General features: G+C 70.9%; 14 protein-coding genes. All 14 read left to right on the top strand.

The genetic code is table 11. The features are described from left to right. The first annotated feature begins 162 nt into the window (after nucleotides 1-162). The 14 genes from AOM45_RS14520 to AOM45_RS14455 all read left to right on the top strand — a co-directional run bounded on the left by AOM45_RS14520 (nucleotide 163) and on the right by AOM45_RS14455 (nucleotide 23,469). On the top strand, nucleotides 163-1,578 hold the full coding sequence (locus AOM45_RS14520) for a condensation domain-containing protein (protein ID WP_030472207.1): 1,416 nt from the start codon (nucleotides 163-165) through the stop codon (nucleotides 1,576-1,578). Beyond that, nucleotides 1,575-1,790 (top strand): MbtH family protein, encoded by a 216-nt coding sequence (locus AOM45_RS51770; RefSeq protein WP_030472206.1) that lies wholly within the window; start codon nucleotides 1,575-1,577, stop codon nucleotides 1,788-1,790. Before AOM45_RS14520 ends, AOM45_RS51770 begins: the two co-directional genes overlap by 4 nt. After that, nucleotides 1,787-6,622 carry a non-ribosomal peptide synthetase gene (locus tag AOM45_RS14510; RefSeq protein WP_051784490.1) on the top strand — a complete coding sequence of 1,612 codons (4,836 nt, stop codon included), beginning with the start codon at nucleotides 1,787-1,789 and terminating at the stop codon, nucleotides 6,620-6,622. The genes AOM45_RS51770 and AOM45_RS14510 overlap by 4 nt, the downstream gene beginning before the upstream one ends. Further along, the gene (locus AOM45_RS14505; protein WP_051784489.1) at nucleotides 6,619-13,788 is read left to right on the top strand and encodes a non-ribosomal peptide synthetase; all 7,170 of its coding nucleotides are present in this window, start codon (nucleotides 6,619-6,621) and stop codon (nucleotides 13,786-13,788) included. Before AOM45_RS14510 ends, AOM45_RS14505 begins: the two co-directional genes overlap by 4 nt. Next, a complete protein-coding gene (locus AOM45_RS14500) occupies nucleotides 13,785-15,029 on the top strand; it encodes an MFS transporter (RefSeq protein ID WP_051784488.1) in 1,245 nt (414 codons plus the stop codon). The genes AOM45_RS14505 and AOM45_RS14500 overlap by 4 nt, the downstream gene beginning before the upstream one ends. A gap of 67 nt (nucleotides 15,030-15,096) precedes the next feature. After that, nucleotides 15,097-15,963, top strand: a complete 867-nt coding sequence (gene aroF / locus AOM45_RS14495; RefSeq protein ID WP_030472202.1) for a 3-deoxy-7-phosphoheptulonate synthase — start codon at nucleotides 15,097-15,099, stop codon at nucleotides 15,961-15,963. Further along, entirely contained in the window at nucleotides 15,954-16,907 is a 954-nt protein-coding gene (sbnA, locus tag AOM45_RS14490; protein WP_035913067.1) for a 2,3-diaminopropionate biosynthesis protein SbnA, read from the top strand. Before aroF ends, sbnA begins: the two co-directional genes overlap by 10 nt. Nucleotide 16,908: 1 nt before the next feature. Beyond that, nucleotides 16,909-17,187: an acyl carrier protein gene (locus tag AOM45_RS14485; protein ID WP_030472200.1), complete on the top strand. Its 279-nt coding sequence runs from the start codon at nucleotides 16,909-16,911 to the stop codon at nucleotides 17,185-17,187. Then, nucleotides 17,184-18,419, top strand: coding sequence for a beta-ketoacyl-[acyl-carrier-protein] synthase family protein (locus tag AOM45_RS14480; RefSeq protein ID WP_030472199.1), 1,236 nt, complete (start codon nucleotides 17,184-17,186; stop codon nucleotides 18,417-18,419). Before AOM45_RS14485 ends, AOM45_RS14480 begins: the two co-directional genes overlap by 4 nt. Then, nucleotides 18,416-19,465 (top strand): beta-ketoacyl synthase N-terminal-like domain-containing protein, encoded by a 1,050-nt coding sequence (locus AOM45_RS14475; RefSeq protein WP_030472198.1) that lies wholly within the window; start codon nucleotides 18,416-18,418, stop codon nucleotides 19,463-19,465. Before AOM45_RS14480 ends, AOM45_RS14475 begins: the two co-directional genes overlap by 4 nt. Beyond that, nucleotides 19,465-20,202, top strand: a complete 738-nt coding sequence (gene fabG / locus AOM45_RS14470; protein WP_030472197.1) for a 3-oxoacyl-ACP reductase FabG — start codon at nucleotides 19,465-19,467, stop codon at nucleotides 20,200-20,202. The genes AOM45_RS14475 and fabG overlap by 1 nt, the downstream gene beginning before the upstream one ends. After that, nucleotides 20,199-21,302, top strand: a complete 1,104-nt coding sequence (locus tag AOM45_RS14465) for a beta-ketoacyl synthase N-terminal-like domain-containing protein (RefSeq protein WP_051784487.1) — start codon at nucleotides 20,199-20,201, stop codon at nucleotides 21,300-21,302. The genes fabG and AOM45_RS14465 overlap by 4 nt, the downstream gene beginning before the upstream one ends. A 26-nt stretch (nucleotides 21,303-21,328) precedes the next feature. After that, nucleotides 21,329-22,360, top strand: coding sequence for a 2,3-diaminopropionate biosynthesis protein SbnB (gene sbnB, locus AOM45_RS14460; protein WP_030472195.1), 1,032 nt, complete (start codon nucleotides 21,329-21,331; stop codon nucleotides 22,358-22,360). Further along, nucleotides 22,357-23,469 (top strand): carboxyl transferase domain-containing protein, encoded by a 1,113-nt coding sequence (locus AOM45_RS14455; RefSeq protein ID WP_051784486.1) that lies wholly within the window; start codon nucleotides 22,357-22,359, stop codon nucleotides 23,467-23,469. The genes sbnB and AOM45_RS14455 overlap by 4 nt, the downstream gene beginning before the upstream one ends. The last annotated feature ends 17 nt before the right edge of the window (nucleotides 23,470-23,486 follow it).

Below are 23,486 nucleotides of genomic sequence, written 5' to 3'. Positions count from 1 at the left end.
CCCATGTGGACATGCCGCACAACCGGTGAGTCCGAAAAGGACCAGAGGGCGGGGAATTGCGAGTCCGCATAGCCACATGGGTGATGTGACCGCGCTCCCACGCGGCGATCGTTCTCCGTGCTCGGAGGTTGTCGCCCACGTCGGCTGGGGAGATCGATCGCAATGGAACGCATGTTGTCCGTCGGTCAGGAAGCGTTGTGGCTCCTGTACCGCATGGCTCCGCAGTCCGCCGCGTACAACGTCGCCTGGGCGATGCGGGTGCGTGGCTCGCTCGACGTGACCGCGCTCTGCCAGGCGTTCGGTCTGGTGGCAGGCCGCCACGACCTGTTGCGCTCGCGCTTCGCCGAACGTGAGGGAACACCACGCCGGATCGTGTGCGACGAACCGATCTCTCCCCTGGAGATCCGCTACGCGGCGAACGCCGACGACGAGCGGGTGCGGGAGCTCGTCCACGACGAGATCGCCAAGCCCTTCACGCTGGAGACCGACGGCGCGGCCCGGCTGGTGCTTCTCCAGGTGGGCGCCGGGGACGCGGCGCTGGTGCTCGTCACGCACCACATCGCCACGGACTTCGCGTCGCTCTCCCTGGTCGTGCGGGAACTCTTCCAGGCCTACCAAGCGGTACGAGCGGGCGCCGAACCGGACTGGCAGCCGCTGCGGCACACCTACGACGACTTCGTCACCGCTGAGCGGAGGATGCTCGGCTCCGCCAGGGGAGAGGAGATGGCCGCGTACTGGCGGTCCGTGCTCGCGGACGCTCCCACCGGACTCGAGCTCCCGCTCGACCGGCCACGCCCGGCGGAACGCCGCTACGCCGGGGCGGTGCACACCTTCCAGTTGCCCGCCGATGTCGTCGAGGGTCTCCAGCCCGCCGCACGCGCGGCACGGGTGACGCCGGTGCGGCACCTCATCGGCGTGTTCCAGGCACTGCTGCAGCGCTACACCGGTCAGGACGACTTCCTGGTCGGCTGCGACGCCGCGTCGGGAATGTCCCTGGCCCACCGGGGAGTTGTCGGCTACTACACGAACCGCGTGATGCTGCGGGCTCGCTGCGACGCGTTCACGACCTTCGCGGACCTGGTCGCCGGAGTGCACCGGCAGCTCACGGAAGGCGCGCCCCACACGGACTTCCCGTTCTCGATGCTGCACCGCGCGCTCGGCCTGCCCAGCCGTTCAGGGACCGCCGGGCTGGGACAGGCGGCGGTCAGCATGATCACGGTCAACCCGGCTGATCCGCTGGTGGCACTGGCGACCAGGTCGCACGGTTCCGAGGTGGACCACGCCGGCCTTTCCCTCACCGCACTGGACATGCCGCAGCAGGCGGGTCAGTCCGACCTGACTCTCGAAGTGATCAGGAGCAGGACCTCGGTGCACTGCGCGGTCAAGTACGACGCGGACCTGTTCCTGCCCGGCACGATCCGGCGGATGGGGGATCACTTCGTGCGGCTTCTGCGCGCCGCGGCCGACGATCCCGGCCGGAGGGTGTCCTCGGTCGAGCTGGTCGATCAGACAGAACGTGAGCGGCTGCTGGCGTTCGCCACGGGCCGTCCCCACCTCGCGGAAGGAGCGAGCCGTTGACAGCGCAACGTGAGAGCGGTCTCATGCACCGGGTCGTCGTCAACGACGAGGAGCAGTACTCGGTCTGGTGGCTCGACCGGGAACTACCGGAAGGCTGGCGGGCCGAAGGCACCGAGGGCACCCGCGACGAGTGCCTGGAGCACATCGGCCGGCTGTGGCACGACATCACGCCGCTGAGCGTCCGCAAGCGACTCTCCGGGGAGTCGGTGTGAACGCGCTGCTGCCAGAACTCTTCACGCGCCAGGTCGAACGGACTCCGGACGCGGTCGCCGTTGTCGACGACGACGGCGAGCTGACGTACGCCGAGCTCGACCGCGAGTCCGGCCGGCTGGCGGCCGCACTGCTCGCGGCAGGCCACGGCACGGGTGCGATGGTCGGCGTGCGCATGCGTCGCTGCACCGGTCTCGCGGTCGCCGTGTGGGGCATCTGGAAGGCGGGCGCCGCCTACGTGCCGCTCGACCCCAACCACCCGGCCAGCCGCGTCGAGGGCATCATCGCCGACACCGGTTGCCGTCTCGTGCTCACCGAGCAGGACGTCAGCGCGCTCACCGACGGCAGGCAGCCCGTGGGCCCGGTCGCCGTGACCGCGGACGACGCCGCTTACGTCACCTACACGTCCGGTTCGACCGGACGGCCCAAGGGGGCTGTGGTGACCCACGGCAACGTGGCGAACCGGGTGCGGACGACGATCGTGGGGCGCGACCTCGGGCCTGCCGATCGCTGGCTGCAGAAGAGCGCGCTGAGCTTCGACGCCTCGGTCACCGAGCTGTTCTGCCCACCGGTCAGCGGCGGCGTGGTGGTCATGGCTCCGGACGGGGCCGAACGCGACTCGGCCATGATGCTCGCCGCCGTCGTCCGGCACCGGGCCACCGTGTTGCAGCTGGTGCCGTCGGTGCTGCGGATGCTCGTGACCGACCCGTTGCTGCGCCGGTGCACGAGCCTGCGTTTCCTGACCACGGGCGGGGAACTGCTGCACTACGAGCTGTGCCGGCAGGTGTGGGACCAGCTGCCGGACGTCGAGATCTGGAACACCTACGGCCCCGCCGAATGCGCGGTCGAGCAGTCCGAGCACCTCTGCGACAGGACGCGGACCGAAGGGCCGGTACCGATCGGCCGCCCGATCGACGGCTGCCACCTGATCGTCGTCGACGACCGCGGCGAGCTGGCCCCCGTCGGCGTACCCGGCGAGCTGTGGGTCGGCGGTGTGCAGGTCGGCCGGGGCTACCTCGGCCGGCCGGAACTGACCGCCGACCGGTTCGTCCCCGACCCGGTCGGACCGCCCGGATCGCGCGTGTACCGCAGCGGTGACCGGGTCCGCTGGCGCGAGGACGGCCTGCTGGAGTGGCTGGGCCGGACGGACAACCAGCTCAAGATCAGCGGCGTCCGCATCGAACCCGCCGAGGTCGAGTCGGCGCTGCTCGGTCATCCCCGGGTGGCTTCCTGCGCCGTGCTCGCCGTGGTGTTCGGCGGGGAGAAACGACTCGTCGCCTACGCCGCCGGGAGCGACGTGCCCGGTCCTGCCGAGCTGCGCGCGTACCTGCGCGACCGGTTGCCGGACTACCTGATCCCCACGGTCTTCGTGCCGCTCTCCAGCATGCCGCTGACGGTCGGCGCCAAGATCGACCGAAGCGCACTGAGGGCCATCGACCTCGCCGTCCACACGACCGCCGCGTCGGACGCGCCGCTCGAGACCGACGCCGAACGGCTGGTGGCGGGACTCTGGCAGGAGCTGCTCGGTGTCGACGGCGTCGGTGCGGACGACGACTTCTTCCAGCTCGGTGGCCATTCGCTGCTCATCACCAGGCTCGCCGACGGGCTGAGGGCCGCGTCGGGAAGGCAGGTCGAGGTCCGGCAGCTGTTCACCGCGACGACGGTGAGGGCACAGGCGGAGCTGTTGTCGCGCGCCGGCGAGGAGAACCCGGCAGCACCGCGGGAACCGGGTGACCGGTCCCTGTTGTCGTTCGGTCAGCAGCGGCTGTGGGTACTGGACAAGCTGACGCCGGGGACGTGGGAGTACGTCGTCCCCGTGTTCCTGCGCGTGCCGCCCTCCGCGGCCACCGACACCGTCCGCCGGGCACTCGACGAGCTCGTCGCCCGGCACGAGGTGCTCAGGACCCGCTATCCGGCGCGGCTCGGCGAACCCCGTCAGGTCATCGATCCGCCGGGGCCGGTCGAGCTGAGGATCGCCGACGGTCCCGCGGCACAGGACGTCGAGGAGTTCCGCACTGAGCTCGGACGTGGCTTCGACCTCGAACACGGACCGGTACTGCGGGCCCTGTTGATCCGGCCGGGTGCGGAGGACACCCGGTTGTTGCTGACCGTGCACCACATCGCGGTCGACGGTCACTCCGTGACCGTGCTCTCCGACGAGTTCGCCAGGCTGTGCGCAGGGGAGGAACTCCCTCCCGTGCCGCTCCAGTACGCCGACCACGCCGCATGGCAACGCGCCGCGCTCACCGGTGAACTGGCGTCGGCCCAGCTGGAGCACTGGCGCGAGGATCTCGCCGACCTTCCCCCGCTGGAGCTGCCGACCGACCGGCCGCGCGCGGCCGGTCGCCGATCGGACGGGGCGGCGCTCGACTTCGTGCTGCCGCCAGAGGTCGCCGGCCCGCTGCTCGAAGCCGGACGCCGGCACGGGGCCACGGCGTTCATGACGCTGCTGACCGCGTACGGCGTGTTGCTGGGGCGCTACCAGCGCGGCTGGGACTTCGCGGTCGGCACGCCGGTCGCGGGCCGGACCCGCGAGGAGACCAGGGCGACCGTCGGCTTCTTCCTCAACTCACTGGTGCTGCGCAACAGGATCCGGCCACACCACACCTTCGCCGACGCCCTGGCGCGGACCCGCGAGGTCAGCACGGCGGCGTTCGCGAACTCGGACATCCCGTTCGAGCGGGTGCTGGAGGAGGTCCAGCCGGACCGCGACCTGTCCAGGACTCCGTTGTTCCAGGCCATCTTCGACCTGCACGAGGGCGATCTGGCCACGACGACCGCGGCCGACGACGAGGCGATGGGTGAGATCTGGCGGACGGCGAAGACGGACCTGACGCTCATCATGCGCCGGCACGCCGACGGCAGCCTGCAAGGCATCCTGGAGTACGCCACCGCGTTGTTCGACGAGGCGACGATCCGCGGGATCGCGGACAACTACACGCGGCTCGCGGCGGCACTGGTGAGCTCACCGGACACGCCGGTCGGGCTGCTGCCGATGATCGGTGAGACCGAGTTCGACCTCGTGGTGCGCAGGCACAACGACACCGCGGCCACCGGCCCGCTCGCGCCTGTCCACGCCGTGATCGCCGCGCGGACAGCAGACTGGCCGGACGCCACGGCCGTGACGGGTCCCGGGGGCAGCCTCACGTTCGCGGAGCTCGACCAGCGGGCGAACCGGATCGCGAACGTGCTGCGCGTCCGCGGTGTCGGGGTGGAGTCCGTGGTGGCGGTGCTGCTCGACCGAGACACCGACCTCCTGCCCTGCCTGCTGGGAATCTGGAAGGCAGGGGCGGCCTACGTGCCGATGGACCCCGCGTTCCCCGCCGAACGGGTCCGCGTGGTGCTCGCGGACTCCCGCGCGGAGGCGTTGATCAGCGACTCGCGGCTGGTGAAGCTCGCCGACGGGTTCACCGGCGACCGGGTGCTGCTCGACGCCGACCGCGCGGAGATCGCCACCGAGTCCGCGGCCGCGCCGGAGGTCGCCGACGACCTCGACCGGCTCGCCTACGTCATCTACACCTCCGGGTCCACCGGACGGCCGAAGGGCGTCGCGGTGTCCCACCGCGGGCTCGCCAACTATCTCATGTGGACGATCGACACCTACGCCGCGCACGGAAGCGGTGGCGCGCCGGTGGTGTCGTCCATCGCCTTCGACCTCGGGGTGCCGAACCTGTACACCCCGCTGCTCACCGGGCAGCCGGTGCACGTGTTCGGGCAGGACCTCGACCTGTCCAAGCTCGGCGCCGCGCTCGCCGACGCCGGGCCGTTCTCCTTCCTCAAGCTCGCGCCCGCACAGCTGGAGCTGATCATCGGTCAGCTGCGGGACCGTCCGCCGTCACCACTGGCCTCGGTGGTGTGTGCCGCGGGCGACTGGGTGCCCGCCACGATGCGCGACCGCTGGCGCGAGGTGACCGGCCAGCCGGAGACCAGGTTCATGGGCGAGTACGGCCCCACCGAGATCACCGTCGGCAACTCGGCGTTCGACGCGGACCAGCCGTGGGACGGCGAGCACCTGTCCATCGGCCGCGCCATCCCCGGCACGACGATGTACGTGCTCGACGAGTTCCTGCAGCCGGTGCCACGCGGTGTGCTCGGCGAAATCTGCGTCGGCGGGATCGGCGTGGCGCGTGGCTACCACGGCAACGCCGCGCTCACCGCCGACCGGTTCGTGCCCGATCCGTTCGGCGCTGCGGGCTCGCGGCTCTACCGCACCGGCGACCTGGGCCGGCTGACCGCGTCCGGTGACGTGGAGTTCCGCGGCCGCGCCGACAACCAGGTCAAGATCCGCGGCTACCGGGTCGAGCTGGGCGAGATCGAAGCCGCGTTGCTGCGGCATCCGGCCGTGCGGGAGGCGACGCTCGTGCTGGACGACCACGGTGGACGCGGGCAGCGGCTCGTCGCCTACTGCGTGGGCCGGGGTTCCGGCGAGGTCCGCGACTTCCTGGCCGAACGCCTGCCCGCGCACGAGGTGCCGGACGTGCTCGTCTGGCTGGACGAACTGCCGCTCACCGCCAACGGCAAGGTCGACCGCAGGGCGCTGCCCGTTCCGGAGCCCGGCCCCACCGGCCGGTCCGGCGACCGGGCGAACTGGACCGCGGCGCAACGGCGGGTGGCCGAGCTGTGGGCCGAGGTCCTGGGTGTCGAGACCGGTCTGCACGACGACTTCTTCGTGCTCGGCGGGCACTCGCTCAGCGCCGCGAAGCTGGCGGCACTGCTCAGGCAGGAGTTCGGCGCCGACGTCGGCGTCCGCACGTTGTTCGACAAACCGACGGTGGCCGAGCTGGCCGCTGCGCTCGAAGACGCGACCAGGGCCGAAGAAGGGCAACTTCCATGACCACGCAGCAGACCGGTGTGCTCCGGTCGGAGCAGGATCCACAACGGACAGTGGATCGCGCACGACCTCTGCCGCTGTCGGAAGGGCAACGGCAGCTCTGGTTCCTCAACCGCCTCGCACCCGACAGCACCGAGTACCTCGTTCCGCTGGTGCTGCGGCTGCGCGGCGCGCTGAACGAGGACGCGTTGCGTCGCGTGTGGACGGAACTGGTGGCACGGCACGAAATCCTGCGCACCCGGTACGAGCTGCGCGGCGACCAGCCCGTCCAGGTGATCGACCCGGCCACCCCGCCGCGGTGGGCCGTCGCCGACCTCACCCACCTGCCGGAAGACGAACGCGAGGGCGCCGCCTTCACGCTCGCCGGCCACGAGACGCGGACACCGTTCGACCTGGAGCACGACCACCCCCTGCGGCTCGTCCTGCTGCGGATCGCCGCCGATCACCACCTCCTGGTCGCGACGTTCCACCACGTCGCGTCCGACCAGGTGTCGCAGCAGGTGCTGCTCGGCGAGCTGGGTGCGCTGTACCACGCGTTCGACGCGGGCCTGCCCTCACCGCTGCCCCCTCCGGAGTTCCAGTACGCGGAGTTCGCGGTGTGGCAGCAGAAGTGGCTCTCCGACGACCGGGTCGAACGCGACCTGCGGTACTGGCGCGCCCAACTCGACGGGCTGCCCAGGCTCGAGCTGCCGACGGACCACCCGCGACCGCCCGTGCGGGGCTGGCACGGTGCGGCGGTCGAGACCGTCGTGCCCGCCGCGACCGCCAAGTCGTTGCGCGAGCTCGCCATCGCCGGCCGCGCGACACCGTTCATGGCGTTGCTCACGGCGTTCCAGGTGCTGCTGGCGCGCTACAGCGGCCAGGACGACATCACTGTGGGCACCGTCGTGTCCGGACGCCACGACCCGCGCCTCGCGGGCACGGTCGGCTACCTCATCAACAACCTGGTGCTGCGCACCAGGATCGAGGGCGCGCCGAGCTTCACCGAGCTGCTCACGGACGTGCGGAACACCGTGCTCGACGCGTTCGACCACCAGGACGTGCCGTTCGCCCGGCTGGTCGACGACCTGCAGCCGGAACGCGACATGTCGGTGACGCCGCTCTTCCAGGCCGCGATCACCCTGCACGACCTGCCACCCGAGGAGGTGGAGGTGGCCGGGCTGACGATCGGGCACGTCGACCTGGGCTGGCAGGTCGCGAAGGTCGACCTCGCCCTGCGGCTCGCCGAGCTGCCCGACGGCTCGATCGGCGCGGTGTTCGAGTACGCGACCGACCTCTTCACCGCGGACACGATCACGCGCATGGCGGACCACTTCGCGCGCCTGCTGGATGCGATCGCCGCGGAACCGGACCGGTCGGTGCGCTCGCTCGACCTGGTCGGCGAGGCCGAACGAGAGCTGCTGACCAGGGGGTCCGGCAGGCAGGTGCCGGTGCCGGACCGCTGTCTGCACGAGGTGTTCGCCGAGCAGGCCGCGAGAACCCCCGACGCACCGGCGGTCGCGTTCGAGGGCGAGACCCTGAACTACGCGGAGCTGAACGCCCGCGCGAACCGGCTCGCTCACCACCTCGTGGCGCTGGGCGCGGGTCCCGGCAAGCTCGTCGGTGTCTGCCTGGACCGCGACGGCGACCTGGTGCCGACCCTGCTCGGCGTCACCAAGTCCGGTGCGGGTTATCTGCCGCTCGACCCCGCGTACCCGGCCGACCGGCTCGGGTTCATGCTCGCCGACGCCGAGGTCGAGCTGGTCGTGACGACCTCGCGGCACCTGTCCGCGCTCGCCGCCGTCCACACCGGCGCCGTCGTGGTGCTCGACACCGAAGCAGAGGAGCTGGCCGCACGTCCCGCCACCGACCCCGAGGTGCGCAGCACCCCGGACGACCTCGCCTACGTCATCTACACGTCGGGCTCGACCGGGCGTCCCAAGGGCGTCTGCGTCACCCACGCCAACGTGCTGCGCCTCTTCACCTCGAGCGACAGGCACTTCGGCTTCGACGAGAACGACGCGTGGTCGATGTTCCACTCGTACTCGTTCGACGTGTCGGTGTGGGAGCTCTGGGGCGCGCTGTTGCACGGCGGGAAGCTCGTCGTCGTCTCGTTCGAGGTGTCCCGCTCTCCTGAGGACTTCTGCGCTCTGCTGGTGGACAACGGCGTCACGATCCTCTCGCAGACGCCGTCGGCGTTCCGCGGACTCGTCACGCTGGCCGAGAACGACCCGGCCCGATTCGTCGGGCTCCGGCTGCGGGCGGTGGTCTTCGCGGGCGAGAAGCTCGAACTCGCCGACCTCGCACCGTGGATCAGCCGGTTCGGCCTCGACGGACCCGCTCTGATCAACATGTACGGCATCACCGAGACCACGGTGCATTCGACGTTCCACCGCGTCACCGAGGCCGATCTCGCGCCGAACGCGGGCAACCCGATCGGGCACCCGCTCGACGACCTGCGCATCCACCTGCTCGACCGGCACGGGGAACTGGTGCCGATCGGCGTGCCCGGCGAGATCCACGTCGGGGGCCCCGGCGTGACCCGCGGCTACCTCAACCGGTCGGAGCTGACCGCGCAGCGCTTCCTCTACGACCCGTACGCCCCCGGCGCCAAGCTCTACCGCAGCGGTGACCTGGCCCGCCGGCTGCCCGACGGCAGCCTGCACTTCCTCGGCCGCATCGACCACCAGGTGAAGCTGCGCGGGTTCCGCATCGAGCTCGGCGAGATCACCGCGGCACTGACCGAGCACCCGGCCGTGCGCGAGGCGGTCGTGGTGCTGCGCGAGGACGTTCCCGGTGACCGCAGGCTCGTCGCCTATCTCGTGCCCCTGGGCGAGGGCGCACCCGATCCAGGCGAGTTGCGCGCCACCGTCGGCCGGAAGCTGCCCGACTACATGGTGCCGTCGGCGTTCGTCACCATCGACGTCATCCCGTTGACGCCCAACGGAAAGCTGGACCAGCGCGCCCTGCCGGCTCCCGACGAGAGCGCGATGCGGGCCCGTGGCGAGATCGTCGCGCCGCGGACGGTGACCGAGGCACGGCTGGCCGCGGTGTGGCGTGACGTGCTGGACGTGGAGACGGTCAGCGTGCACGACGGGTTCTTCGACCTCGGCGGTGACTCGATCCGTGCGGTGTCGCTCGTCGGCTCGCTGAGGGCGGAGGGCTTCGCCGTCTCGGTGCGCGACGTCTTCGAGTACCGCACGGTCGCACGGCTCGCCGAGCACCTCGACCAGCAGACCGCGCCGGCGCCGGAGGAGCCACCGGTCGAACCCTTCGCGCTGATCTCCGCGGAGGACCGCGCGCTGCTGGGGCCCGGCGTCACCGACGCCTACCCGATGTCACAGCTGCAGATGATCATGCTGATCGAGATGATGGCCAGCGGTGACACCAACCTCTACCACAACGTCAGCTCGTTCAAGGTCAAGGACCCCAACGCCTTCGACCACGAGGCACTGCTCGAAGCCGGACGGTTGCTGGTGTCCCGGCACGAGATCCTGCGCACCTCCTTGCACCCCGAAGGTTTCTCGGTGCCGATGCAGGTGGTGCACGCGCACGCCGAGATGGAGATCGGCACCCAGGACCTGCGCGGGCTGGACCGGCCGACCGCCGAGGCGGTCATCCGCGAGTGGACGCGCGAAGAGCGGGAACGCCGGTTCGACATCGAACGCCCCGCCCTGCTGCGGTACTTCGCCCACGTCGTCGACGACGGCTGGTGGGTTTCCATCACCGAATGCCACCCGATCCTCGAGGGCTGGAGCTACCACTCGCTGCTGATGCAGCTGCTGACCGCCTACTTCGAGCTGAGCGCCGGCCGTCCCGCGCCCGAGGTGCCGCCGCCCCCTGCGGTGCGTTACGCGGACTTCGTCGCCGCGGAACAGAAATCAGTCGAGTCCGAAGAGGACAGACGATACTGGCGGGACGTCGTTAGCCGGTATCCGGCGTTCGAGCTGCCAGCGGCGTGGCGTGGCGTGGAACCAGGAGAGCGCTACCGCCTCGACCTGTCCTGCCGCGACATCATGGACGACCTGCGCGACATCGCCCGGCGAGCGGACGTCTCCGTCAAGGCCGTGCTGCACAGTGCCTATCTGAAGGTGATGAGCACCCTCACCGACGCGGAGGAGTTCTTCACCGGCCTGGTGTGCGACACCAGGCCCGAGGTGCTCGGCGCCGACCGGGTCGCGGGCATGTACCTGAACACGTTGCCGTTCTCCTGCGACAGGTCCGCGAAGACGTGGCGAGAACTGGTGAAGCAGACCTTCGCCAAACACGTCGAACTGTGGCCGCACCGCCGGTTCCCGTTGCCGGAGATCCACCGGGAGGCCGGCGCGACCGGCAGGCTGATCGACACGTTCTTCATCTACCTCGACTTCCACGTGGTCGACGCCGACCTCGTCGAACCCGACACCGTGATGGACGACAGCCCGAACGAGTTCGCCCTGACCATCGCGAACATGCGTGACGTTCTGTTGTTGCACACCAACACAAGCGTGCTCAGCAGGGCCAACGGGGAACGCCTCATGGCGATGTTCCGCGTGGTGTTCGAAGCGATGATCGCCGACCTCGACGGTGACGCGCGGGCCACCTGCCTGCCGCCCGGCGAGCGCGATCTGGTGCTGGAGCGGTGGAACCGGACCGAGCGCGACCTGAGCCCCGAGGGCGTCGTCGATCGGGTGCGCGACTTCGCCGAGCGCACGCCGGAGGCGATCGCCGTGGTGGACGGCGACGAGTGGGTGACCTATCGGACGCTCGCCGGGCGGGCCAGTGTGGTCACCGCCAGGCTCGCCGGCCTGCCGCGCGGTTCGGTGGTGCCGATCCTCGCGGACTCAGGTGTGGGTTTCGTCGCCGCCGTGCTCGGTGTGCTCGGCGCCGGGTGCGCCTACATCCCCCTGGACACCACGGCACCCGTGCTGCGGACGGCCAAGCTGCTGGCCGACAGCGGTGCACAGGCGATGCTGGTGGCCTCACAACACGTCGAGCACGCCAGGAGCGCGGCCGACGGCCTGCCGGTCGAGGTGCTGGTGATGGTGCGCGCGGAGCACACCCGGGAGGAGTGGACGACTCCGATCGGCGACGAGAACGACCTCGCGTACGTGATCTACACCTCCGGCTCGACCGGCATGCCGAAGGGCGCCGTGGTGCATCGCCGGGGAATGGCCAACCACCTGCTGGCCAAGGTGGAGGACCTGGAGCTGACCTCGGGCGACGTCGTCGTGCAGAACGCACCGCTCACCTTCGACGTGTCGGTGTGGCAGATGCTCGCCCCGCTCGTCGTCGGTGGCCGGGTGCACGTGGTGGACAGGTCGGCCGCGGCAGACCCGGCCGCGCTCTTCGGCGCGGTGACCTCCGAGGCCGTGACGGTTCTCGAAGTGGTGCCTTCGTTGCTGCGCGCGGCTTTGGACGACTGGGAGGCGGGTGCGCCGCTGCCGGACCTCGGTTGTCTGCGCTGGCTCGTGGTCACCGGTGAGGCGCTGCCGCCGGAGCTGTGCACGCGGTGGTTCGCGCTCTTCCCCCACGTCCCGATGGTCAACGCCTACGGGCCCACCGAGTGCTCCGACGACGTCACGCACGCGTTCCTCGACGCGCGGACGCCGATCGAGGGCCCGATCGTGCCCATCGGCAGGGCGATTCGCAACACCAGGTTGTACGTGCTCGACCCGAACCGCATGCCGGTGCCCGTCGGCATTCCCGGCGAGCTGCACGTGGCCGGTGAAGGTGTGGGCCGGGGCTACCTCAACGATCCGGAGCGCACCGCGCAGGCGTTCGTCGAGGATCCGTTCCGCGGCGGGCTGATGTACCGCACCGGTGACCGCGTGCGGTACCGGCCGGACGGGCAGCTCGAGTTCATCGGCAGGCGCGACAACCAGGTGAAGATCCGCGGCCAGCGGGTGGAGCTGGGTGAGGTCGAATCGGCGCTGCGCGCGTGCCCGGACGTCCAGGACGCCGCCGCGAAGGTCCACGCCGGGAGCCTCGTCGGCTACTTCGCCGGAACCGCCGACCCGGCGGAGATCCGGCGGCGGCTGGCGGCCTCGCTGCCCGAGCACCTGGTGCCGTCCGCGCTCGTCGAACTGCCCGTGCTGCCGTTGACCGCGAACGGAAAAGTGGATCGCAAGGCCCTGCCGGCCCCGGACCGGGCCGCGCTCGGGGCGGGGGAGGCCGTCGCGCCTCGCACACAGGCCGAGGCGCGTCTGGTCGAGGTGTGGCGGGCTGTGCTCGGGGTGGACGAGATCGGGGTCGAGGACGACTTCTTCGCGGTGGGCGGTGACTCCATCCGCACGCTGACGCTGGTGTCCGCGATGCGTGCCGAGGGCTTCCAGCTGACCGTGCGGGACGTCTTCGCGCATCGGACGATCGCGGCGCTCGCCGCCCAGGACGGTGCGTCCGGCGAGGACGAGGCACTGGTCTGGCTGCGGCAGGGCGAGGGCAGGCCCGCCATCTACTGCGTGCATCCGCAGGGAGGCAGTGCCCACTGGTTCGTGCCGCTCGCCGACTCCATCGGTGACGGCTGCGCGGTGGCGGCGTTCGAGGCACCGGCGTCGCTCGGCGAGCGGGCGGTCGATCTCCGTGAGCTGGCCGGCCGCTACCTCGGTGAGATGGCGACGGACGGGCCGAGGATCCTGTTCGGCTGGTCCTCCGCCGCGACCCTCGCCTGGGAGATGGCCGCGCAGCTCGACGCGGCGGGTACCCCGGCGGCGGCGCTGGTTCTTCTCGACCCGACGGGCGACCCCACCGCCACGTCCGGCGTCGTGACCACCGACCCCGTCGTCGAGAGGCTCGTCGAGCTGATGGCCGCGGGTGCGGCCGTGCCCGATGACGAGGTCGCCGTGTTGCTCGGGCTCGCCCGGCTGTCCGGGGCCGCGTCGGATCGGGACACCGTGCGGCTCCAGCTCAACCGGATGCGGATGCTCACCAGGGCCATGTACTCCTACCGCTATCCGGCAATCGAGACACCGGTGCTCCTGCTGGCGACCGACGACTGCGCGGAGCACGGCCACGGTGTGCTGCGCGGCCGCGGCTACCCGGAGTACGTGCGGCGCTGGACCGAACTCGCCTCCGGAGGTCTCGACGTGCGGCGGGTGTCCGGTGGCCACGAGGACGTCCTGTCCGAGGCGCGGGTGCACGAGCTCGTGGCGGTGCTGCGCGAGGTCGTCGATGGACTGTCCACGAAGGACACCGCGGTGGTTCTCCCGTGAGCGCACCCCCGATCAGGCCACCAGCGTCCGGACTCAAGGGCAACCGGAACTTCCTGTTGCTCTGGGCGGGCGCGGGACTGTCCTTCCTCGGGTCCAGGGTCAGCGCCTACGCCTATCCGCTCATCGTGCTGTGGGCCACCGGGTCGGCGACCGCCGCCGGTCTGGTGGCCGCGGCGGCGCAGTTGCCGTACCTGCTGGTGCAGCTGCCCGCCGGCGTGCTCGCGGACCGCTTCGACCGCAGGACTCTGATGGTCGTCTGCGACATCGCCAGGGCAGCCGTCGTCGGTGTCGTGGTGGTGCTGGTTCTGGTCAACGGCGTGCACCCGGTGCACTTCGCGGTGCTCGGTTTCGTCGAAGGTGGTTTCACCGTCGTGTACCGGGTTGCCGAGCGAGCCGCGCTGCCGAGCGTGGTCGCGGCGGAGTTCATCGGCGCGGCGACGGCGCGCAACGAGGCCAGGGAACGCGCGGCCGGCCTGCTGGGCCAGCCGGGTGCCGGGCTGTTCGCCGCGCTGGCCGCCTGGGCTCCTTTCCTGTTCACGGTGATCAGCCACGTCCTGTCGCTGCTCATGCTGCTGCGGATCAAGGTGCCGCTTCAGCCGCCGAGGCGGTCGCTGCGCGGCTCGGTGGTGCGGGAGGTGGCCGAATCGGTGAGCTGGCTGCGCGGGCAGCGGTTCGCCCGCCTGGCCGTCGGCCTGATCGCGTCGACCAACCTGCTGTTCCCGATGGTGCAGCTCGCCGTCCTGGTCGTCGTGCGGAGAAGCGGAGGGTCGGAGCTCGTCGCGGCACTGGTCACCGGCGCCGCGGGAGTCGGTGGAGTTGTCGGCGCGTTGAGCACGCCCTGGTGGGTACGGAGGTTCACCCTGCCCCGTCTCATGATCCTGTCGAACCTGCTGTGGGCGTGCCCCCTGCTCGTCGTGGCGTTCGTGAGCGCTCCGGTCGTACTGGGAACCGTGTTCGCCCTGTCTGCCGGTGCCGCCGGGGTGTGGACGGTGGCGCTGAGCGCCTACCTGTTCGGCGTCGCGCCCGAGGACATGCGCGGCCGGATCGCGGGCGCGGTGACGTTGCTCGCCTACGGACCGCTCGCGATCGGGTCGGCGTTGGGCGGTGTCACGCTCGACCTCCTGGGCGTGCGGGCGACGGTGATCGCCGCCATGGGCGTGCACGTCCTGCTGCTCCTGCTCGCCTCGATCAGTCCGGGAACGCGTTCGTTCCACGACGCAGGCAAGTCAGATTCCGCGTGACGCGGAGAGCCGGCCGCGACCGGCTGCACACAGATTGCTCGACGCCGACACATGTCAGGAGATGGTCATGGCCGATCCAATTGAGCTGGTGGGCGCGAACGGACGGGCCGGACGGTCCACGGTCGCGGTGGGAGGGGTGACGATCGGGCCTGGCACGTTCACGCTCGTCGCGGGCCCCTGTGCGGTCGAGACGGCGGAACAGACGCTGCGGGCAGCCCAGATGGCCGTGTCGGCCGGTGCGTCCCTGCTGAGGGGTGGTGCGTTCAAGCCGCGCACCTCGCCCTACTCCTTCCACGGGCTGGGCGCCGAGGGACTGCGGATCCTGTCGGACGTCCGGGCCGAACTCGGGGTGCCGTTCGTGACCGAGGTCCTCGACACACGCGACGTGGACCTCGTCGCGGACCACGCCGACATGCTCCAGATCGGAGCTCGCAACATGCAGAACTTCGCACTGCTGCGCGCGGTCGGGACAACCCGTCGCCCGGTTCTGCTCAAACGCGGGCTGAGCGCGACCGTCGAGGAGTGGCTGCTCGCCGCCGAATACGTCGCTGCAGCCGGAAACGAAGCCATCGTGTTGTGCGAGCGCGGGGTTCGCACCTTCGAGAACGCGACCAGGAACACGCTCGACATCAGTGCGGTCCCGGTGGTGCAGAAGATGAGCCACCTGCCGGTCATCGTCGATCCCTCGCATTCCGCCGGGCGGCGCGACCTCGTGCTGCCGCTCAGCAGGGCCGCCGTCGCGGTCGGCGCCGACGGGCTGATCATCGAGTGCCATCCGGAACCCGCGGTGGCGTTGTGCGACGGCCCGCAGGCACTGGGACCCGAGGACATGCCGGAGCTGTACGCGCTCATGAAGGACGTGCCGCGGCTGGCCGGGCGCGCCCTGACCGAGACGCCCACGCCGGTCGAGGCGGGTGGCCGGGCGTGCCGGTGATCTCCGCACCCGACGCGTTCACGGTCGACGACCTGTACGTCGACCTGCACGGCATCGTCGGCCACCACCTTCATCTCAAGTGCGAGGGGCTCAACCTCGCCGGTTCGATCAAGCTCAAGGCCGCGGCCGGCATGGTCGACGACGCCGTGGCCTCGGGGCTGCTCCGCCCAGGACAGACCCTCGTCGAGTCGTCGTCAGGCAACCTCGGCGTGGCCCTGAGCATGATCGCCGCCCATCGCGGCTACCGGTTCGTGTGCGTCACCGACAACCGGTGCACGGAACCTTCGGTACGCATGATGCGGGCACTGGGGGCTCGGGTGGAGGTGGTCTCCCGGCCGACCGCGGACGGCGGCCTGCTCGGTGCGAGGCTGGATCGCGTGCGGGAGCTGTGCGCTGCCGACGACTCGTACGTGTGGCTGAACCAGTACGCGAACGAGGGCAACTGGAGAGCGCACTACGCGAGCACCGCACCGCAGATCCTCAAGCAGTTCCCGGACATCGACCTGTTGTTCGTCGGCGCGGGCACGACCGGGACGTTGATGGGATGCGCCCGGTTCTTCCGGGACGAAGGGCTGCCGGTCACCGTGGTCGCGGTCGACGCGGTGGGATCGGTGACGTTCGGCGGGAACCCCGCACGCCGGCTGATTCCGGGACTGGGCACGAGCCGGCGACCGGAGATCCTCGATCCGTCCTTCGTGGACGACGTGGTGCACGTCGCCGAGTCCGACGCGATCCGCGCCTGTCACCGGCTCGCCGCGCACGGCTTCCTCTTCGGCGGGTCCACGGGCACCGTCGTGGCCGGAGCACTGCGCTGGCTGGCCCGCAACGGCGGGAGTGAGCACCAGACCGCGGTGCTGATCGCTCCCGACCTGGGGGAGCGCTACCTCGGTTCCGTTTACGACGAGAACTGGCTGCACACCAACTACGGAACGGAATGGACGTGACATGAGCACTCTGATCGATGACCGCAAGAACAGGATCAAGCAGCTGGCCTGTACCTCCTTCGAGGTGGCACCGGAGCAGATGACCGACCAGACGCACTTCGTCGAGGACCTGGGCGTCGACTCGCTCAACGCGATCGACCTGCTCGCCGCGCTCGAGACCGAGTTCGAGGTCGAGATCGAGCCGGAGGAGATCCATCGCATGACCAGCGTCGACGCCGTCTACGACGTCGTGGCGGAGGTCGCCGGCTGGCCTGCCGACGAGAACGTGGCGAGCCGGTGACGGCCCAGGTCGCCGGACGCCGCGTGGTGGTGACCGGCATGGGTGCCGTGTCCGGCATCGGTGTCGGACTGCGCGAGTTCGCCGCCGCGCTGCGGGCGGGCCGCAGCGCGGCGGCACCGGCGACCTCGTTCGACACCACGGGCTTTCCCTCCGATGTCGTGTGCGAGGTGCGTGGTTTCGCCGCGGGCGACTGGATCCGCACGCTCGATCCCGCCCGGCTGGGACGTGCCGCGCAGTTCGCCACCGCCGCGGCGCGGATGGCGGTGCAGGACGCCGGTCTCGAACCGGAGGCCCTGGCGCGGCGCAGAGGACTCGTCACCATCGGCACGACGAACGGTGAGTCGCAGGACGTCGACGAGCTGACCTCGGCCGACGTGCGGCACGGGCCGGAGCACATGCGCCCAGAACTGGCCCGCCGGATACCCCCGCAGACCATCGCGACCTCCATCGCGCGGGAGCTGGGTCTGTCCGATGTGGATGCTCGGGTGATCGGCACCGCGTGTTCCGCCGGCAACTACGCCATCGGCGAGGGGCTGGACGCGATCAGGCTGGGCCTGGCCGACTACGTGCTGTGCGGCGGTTCGGACGCGGTGAGCCGCAAGACGTTCGCCGCGTTCCACCGGCTCGGGCTGGTCGACCCGGACGCGTGCCGCCCGTTCGACGCGGAACGGCGCGGCATCATCACCGGCGAGGGCGCCGGTGTGCTGCTGCTCGAAAGCGCCGAGCACGCTGCCGCCCGCGGGGCCCGTGTCCACGCCGAAGTGCTCGGCTACGGGTTGAACTGCGACGGCGAACATCCCGTCGCGCCGTCCCGTGCGAGTGTCGCGCGCTGCATGCGGCTGGCCCTGGACGACGCCGGGGTGAAGCCGCGGGAGGTCGGCTTCATCTCGGCGCACGGCACCGGGACCAAGCTCAACGACGTCACCGAGTGCGAGGCGATCCGGGACGTCTACGACGGTCGCCCGCCTCCGGTGGTCTCGCTCAAATCGATGCTGGGGCACACGATGGGCGCGGCGAGCGCTCTCGCGGCCATCGGGTGCGTGCTGGCGCTGACCGGGGAGTTCATCCCCCCGACGATCAACCACCGGCAGACCGATCCCGACTGCGGGGTCGACTGCGTGCCGAACGTGGCGCGCGCCGCCAGGGTGGACGTGGTGCAGAACAACGGGTTCGCCTTCGGCGGCGACAACGCCGTCGTCGTGCTCGGCAGGTACGCCGGGAGGGATCGATGAACGACACCACCGCGGTGGTCACCGGCTGGTCGGTGGTGTCACCGTTCGGGTTCGGCGCGAAGTCCTATGTGGATGGTGTGCTGGGCGGCGACATCGCGGCCCGCCCGGTCGACGCCGGCGAAGTGGTGCTGCCGGACGCGCTCGCGTGCACGGTGCGCGGACTCGACCCGGCGGCGATCCTCGACGGCAAGGGCATCCGGCACCTCGACCGTGCGAGCCAGCTCGCGCTGGCGACGCTGAGCGAGCTGGTGGAGCCCGGCCTGGACACCGGTGAGCGCGCCGGGCTCGTGCTGGGTACCGCGCTGGGCAGCGTGCAGACCGAGATGGACCACATGCGCGCCTCGCTGCGGGCCCGCAGGCCGCACCTGCTCGACCCGAAGACGCTGGCGAGCGGCACGATGAACTGCGCGGCCGCGCAGTGCGCGATCCGCTTCGGCATCACGGGCCCCAACACCACTGTCGCCGGTGGTCGTGCCGCGGGTCTGCACGCGCTGGACTACGCGAGCCGTCTGCTCGCCGCCGGCCGGGCGGACCGGGTGATCGCCGGCGCGGTCGAGGAGTACACGCCGGCCAGGGCCTGGCTGACCCACCACGCCTGCAGCCGCAGGCTGGAGTGGCTCGGCGAAGGCAGCGCGATGTTCCGGCTGGAGGCACCCGGAGCGCGCGAACCGCTGGCGCACGTGCTCGCGGTGACCGGACGGGTCGCGGTCGACCGCGATCTGCCCGCCGCGGTGGTGGCGTGCGCCAGGGATGTGCTGGACCGCGCCGGAGTCGGTGCCGCAGCCGTCTGGGCGGCGATCGACGCGGGCAGCTCACTGCGGGAACGCGCAGCCCTCGCCGGGCTCGTCGGGCTGGACGCGCTGACCAGGGTCCCCGGTGCGGAAGGGATCGGTGACACCGGCGCCGCGTCGGCCGCCTTCGCCGTCGCCACCGCGCTGGGACTCGTCGGCAGGTGGCCGGAGGCGGCGGGACGGAATGTGCTCGTGATGGCGACGGATCCGAATGGCGCCGTGAGCGGCGCGTTGCTGCGCTTGGGAGGTGCGTGATGGCCGAAGGCACGCGGGTGGCGCTGGTGAGCGGCGGTTCGCGGGGGATAGGGAGGGCCTGCGTCGCCCGGCTGGCCGCCGACGGGTTCGACGTGGCGTTCTCCTACCGATCGGACTCCGAGGCCGCGGAGCAGCTGGTGAAGGAACTCGACGGGACGAGGGTGTCCGCGACGAGGGTGGACGTGACCGACGCGGCCGCGGTCACGGCGTGGGTCGCGGACGTGGAACGGAACTTCGGCCCGATCCACGCGGTCGTCACCTCGGCCGGTATCACCGCGGACGGCGGGTTCGCCACGATGTCCGCGCAGCGGTGGGGTGACGTGCTTCGCACGAACCTGGACGGCACGTTCCACGTCTGCCGGGCCGCGACGTTCGGGATGATGAAACGCAAGTGCGGCAGCATCGTCACGCTGTCGTCGGTGTCCGGCGTGCACGGCAATCCCGGCCAGGCCAACTACTCCGCGGCCAAGGCGGGCATCATCGGGATGACCAGGGCGCTCGCCAAGGAGGTCGGCAGGTACGGCGTGCGGGCGAACGTCGTCGCTCCCGGACTCATCGCGACCGACATGACGGCGGGACTGTCCGAACAGGTTCGCGCACGCATGATCGAGCGGATCGCGTTGCGTCGCGCGGGCACCGGTGAGGAAGTGGCCGACCTGGTCTCCTACCTCAGCTCGGGACGGGCCTCCTACGTCACCGGCGCGGTGTTCGAGATCGATGGTGGCATCGGCGCATGAGCCCGGTCATCACGGCGATGTCGGTGATCTCCCCGTTCGGGCTCGGCGCCGCTGCCTTCACCCGTGGCGTGCTGGCCGGCCGGACTGCCCTGGCCCCTGTCGACCCGTCCGCCGAACTGCCCTACGCGGCGGCCGGGGTCGTCGAGGAGTTCGACCTCACGGCCATCATCGGCAACGACGCCAAGAACCTCGCCGCACTGGGCCGTGCGGCGAGCCTCGCGGTCGGTACCGCGGGACTGCTGCTGCGACGCCATGATCTCGCCGAATATCCCGCGACCGCGAAGGCCGTGGTGCTCGGCGGCGATCTCATCGCGACGGACCGGGCGATGGAGCTGACCCGTCAGTCGCTGACCAACCCGCAACCGTTCCAGGTGGACACCAAGGCGTTCCCGAGCAGCGTCATGAACAACTCGGCGGCGCAGTGCGCCATCCGGTTCGGCCTGCGCGGCCCGAACACGACGGTGACGACCGGGCGGGTGACAGGCCTGTCGGTGCTCGCCTGCGCGCGGCGGTTGCACCTGCGGGGCCGGGCGCCGGCCGTGCTGGCCGCCGCGGTCGAGGACCTGACGCCACGACGTTCGTGGCTCACCTGGCACGGGCACGGCGCCCGATCGGCCGATCCGCTCGGTGAGGGATGTTGCGTCTTCCTCCTCGAGGACGCCGGGGCGGCCGCCGAGCACGGACGCGTGCCACTGGCGGAACCGCTCGCGCTGGAGTTCGGCGTCGCCCCGCACCCCGGCGCGGCCGCCGAGGTGCTGGCCGCCCTGATCCGTCGTGCGCTGGACGCCGTGGGCGGATCGGTGACCGAGGTTTCGTCGATCGTGGTCTCGCGCCGGTGCGCGGTCGCGGAGCGCCTGGCGGTCGAGAGCGTCTTCGGCCGCGACCGGGAGATGATCGAGCCCGCCGGCCTGATCGGCGACACGGACGGGGCTTCCGCGGCTTTCCAGCTGGCGACGGCGATCGCCCGCGGTTGCGCGTCGGATTCCGTCGCACTGGTGACCTCGGCCGACCCCGACGGCAACGTCGGGTGCGGCCTGTTCCGCATCTCCGCCGCGGTGCCCACGACGGGCAACCACCCGCACTCCGACGTCCTGCCCTGAACATCGACGACCTTGTGGAGACCGACATGACCGAGTCCGTGGCACCGTCTTTCGCCGTCATCACCGGTGAACAGGTGAGCCGGGTACTGCACGGGCAGGAACAGCGCGTGATGGGCATCGTGGCGGACACCTACCGGTTGCACGGTGCCGGGCGCACGGTGAACCCGCCGTCGTACTTCCTCAGGTTTGCCGACCGGCCCGCCGACCGCATCATCGCGCTGCCGGCGTCGCTGGGCGGAGACTCCACTGTGGACGGTGTCAAGTGGATCTCCAGCTTTCCCGGCAACGTCACGACCGGCCTGCCGAGGGCGTCCGGCGTCATCGTGCTGAACGATCCCGCCAACGGTTATCCGTTCGCGTGCCTGGAGACGTCCGTCATCAGCGCCACTCGCACGGCCGCCTCCGCGGTGCTGGCCGCGGGACTGTTGCGCAGGGGCCCGGGCACCCCGAGAGTCGGGTTCGTCGGTACCGGACTCATCGCCAGGTACGTGCACACCTATCTCCGCACCGCGGGCTGGGACCTGAACGACGTCGGGGTGTACGACACAGCGGCAGCGCACGCGGAGGGGTTCTCCTCGTACGTGGCGCGGTCCGGCGGCCGGGCCAGGATCCACGCCGACGCGGGCGAACTCGTCCGCGCGAGCGACGTGGTGGTGTTCGCGACGGTGGCCGCGACGCCGCACGTGCACGACCCGTCGTGGTTCCGGCACAACCCGTTGGTCCTGCACCTGTCGCTGCGCGATCTCGCACCCGAGATCATCCTGTCCTCGGTCAACGTCGTGGACGATGTCGATCACTGCCTGCGTGCGAACACGTCACCGCACCTGGCGGAGCAGCAGGCGGGCCACCGCGACTTCGTGCACGCGACGCTGCCCGACGTGCTGACCGGTACCGCCGTCCTGCCGGACGACCGGCCCGTCGTGTTCTCCCCGTTCGGGCTCGGGGTGCTGGACCTGGCGCTGGCCAAGCACGTCCACGACGAGCTCGACGCCGGCGGCGAACTGCGCACGGTGCCCGGTTTCTTCGACGAGCTCGAGCGGTACGGCGGACGGTCATGATCTCATCACGTTCCGCGTCCTGGCTCGATCCGGGCAGCGCCGTCGTGCTGGCCGACGACGACCGCGCGGGCGTGTACACCGCCCGCGGCACGATCACGGGTGTCCCCGTCGTGCTGTACGTCGTCGAGATGGACGAGGCGAACGAGGTCTTCGAGAAAGTCAGATGCCGTCACGTCGTTGCGGCGATCGACCTCGCCGACCGGGAGGACCTCCCGCTGATCGGGGTGTGGCGGATCGAAGCCGCGACCGGCACCGGGAACGAGCTGTCCGGCGGACTGGTGCACGTGTACGCGGCGATGATGAGTGTTTCCGGCCGTGTTCCCCAGATCCTGACCGTCGCCGGCCCGGCGGGTGGCGGGATGGCCGCCTGCGTGGAGCTCGCCGACGTGGCGATCTCCGTCGGTGGGCGGGGTCTGCACCTGGACGTGGCGAACGAAGTGGACGCGCGGGCTGCCACGACCCGAGTCCTGCGCCTGCTGACCGGATCGGCGCGGGCTGATGACGTAGTGGCCGGCTGCCGCCAGGACCTGCGAAAGGTGTTGCCGGCCTGCGGGCAGCAGCCCTACGACGTCGAACCGCTGGTGCGCGAGCTGCTCGACGACGGCACGTTCGAGGCGCTCCGGCGCGAGACGGCGCAGAGCATCGTGGTCGGCCTCGGCACGCTGGGAGGCCGCGCGGTCGGTGTCGTGGCGAACAACCCGAGCGACCGGTGGGGCCTGCTCGACGTGGCGGCCGCGAGAAAGGCTTCGCAGTTCGTGCGGATGTGCGACGCGTTCTCGGTGCCGTTGATCGTCGTCGTGGACGTGCCCGCGTTCCTGCCGGGCATCGACGAACGGTGGGCAGACCTGTTGCGCGGTGGCGCGGAACTTCTCGACGCCTTCGCGTCGACGTCCGTCCCACGCGTGGTGCTGATCACCCGCGAGTGTTATCAGGGCGCGTACTTCGTGGCGAGGGCCTGCTCTCTGGGCGTGACGACGGTGTATTCCTGGTCATCGTCCGGTGTGGACGCAGCAGCCGTGGACGAGGTGATCGACCCGGAGGAGACGCGGATGAAGGTCGCGAACGCTTTGTCGCACCGGCCGGTCTGTCACGAGCGGATGGTCCGGTGAAGGGCCCGGTGCGGGGC

Source organism: Lentzea aerocolonigenes (assembly GCF_000974445.1).
Lineage (GTDB): Bacteria > Actinomycetota > Actinomycetes > Mycobacteriales > Pseudonocardiaceae > Lentzea > Lentzea aerocolonigenes.
Note: the sequence above shows the minus strand (reverse complement) of the source record. Positions and strands in the feature narration are given on the sequence as shown.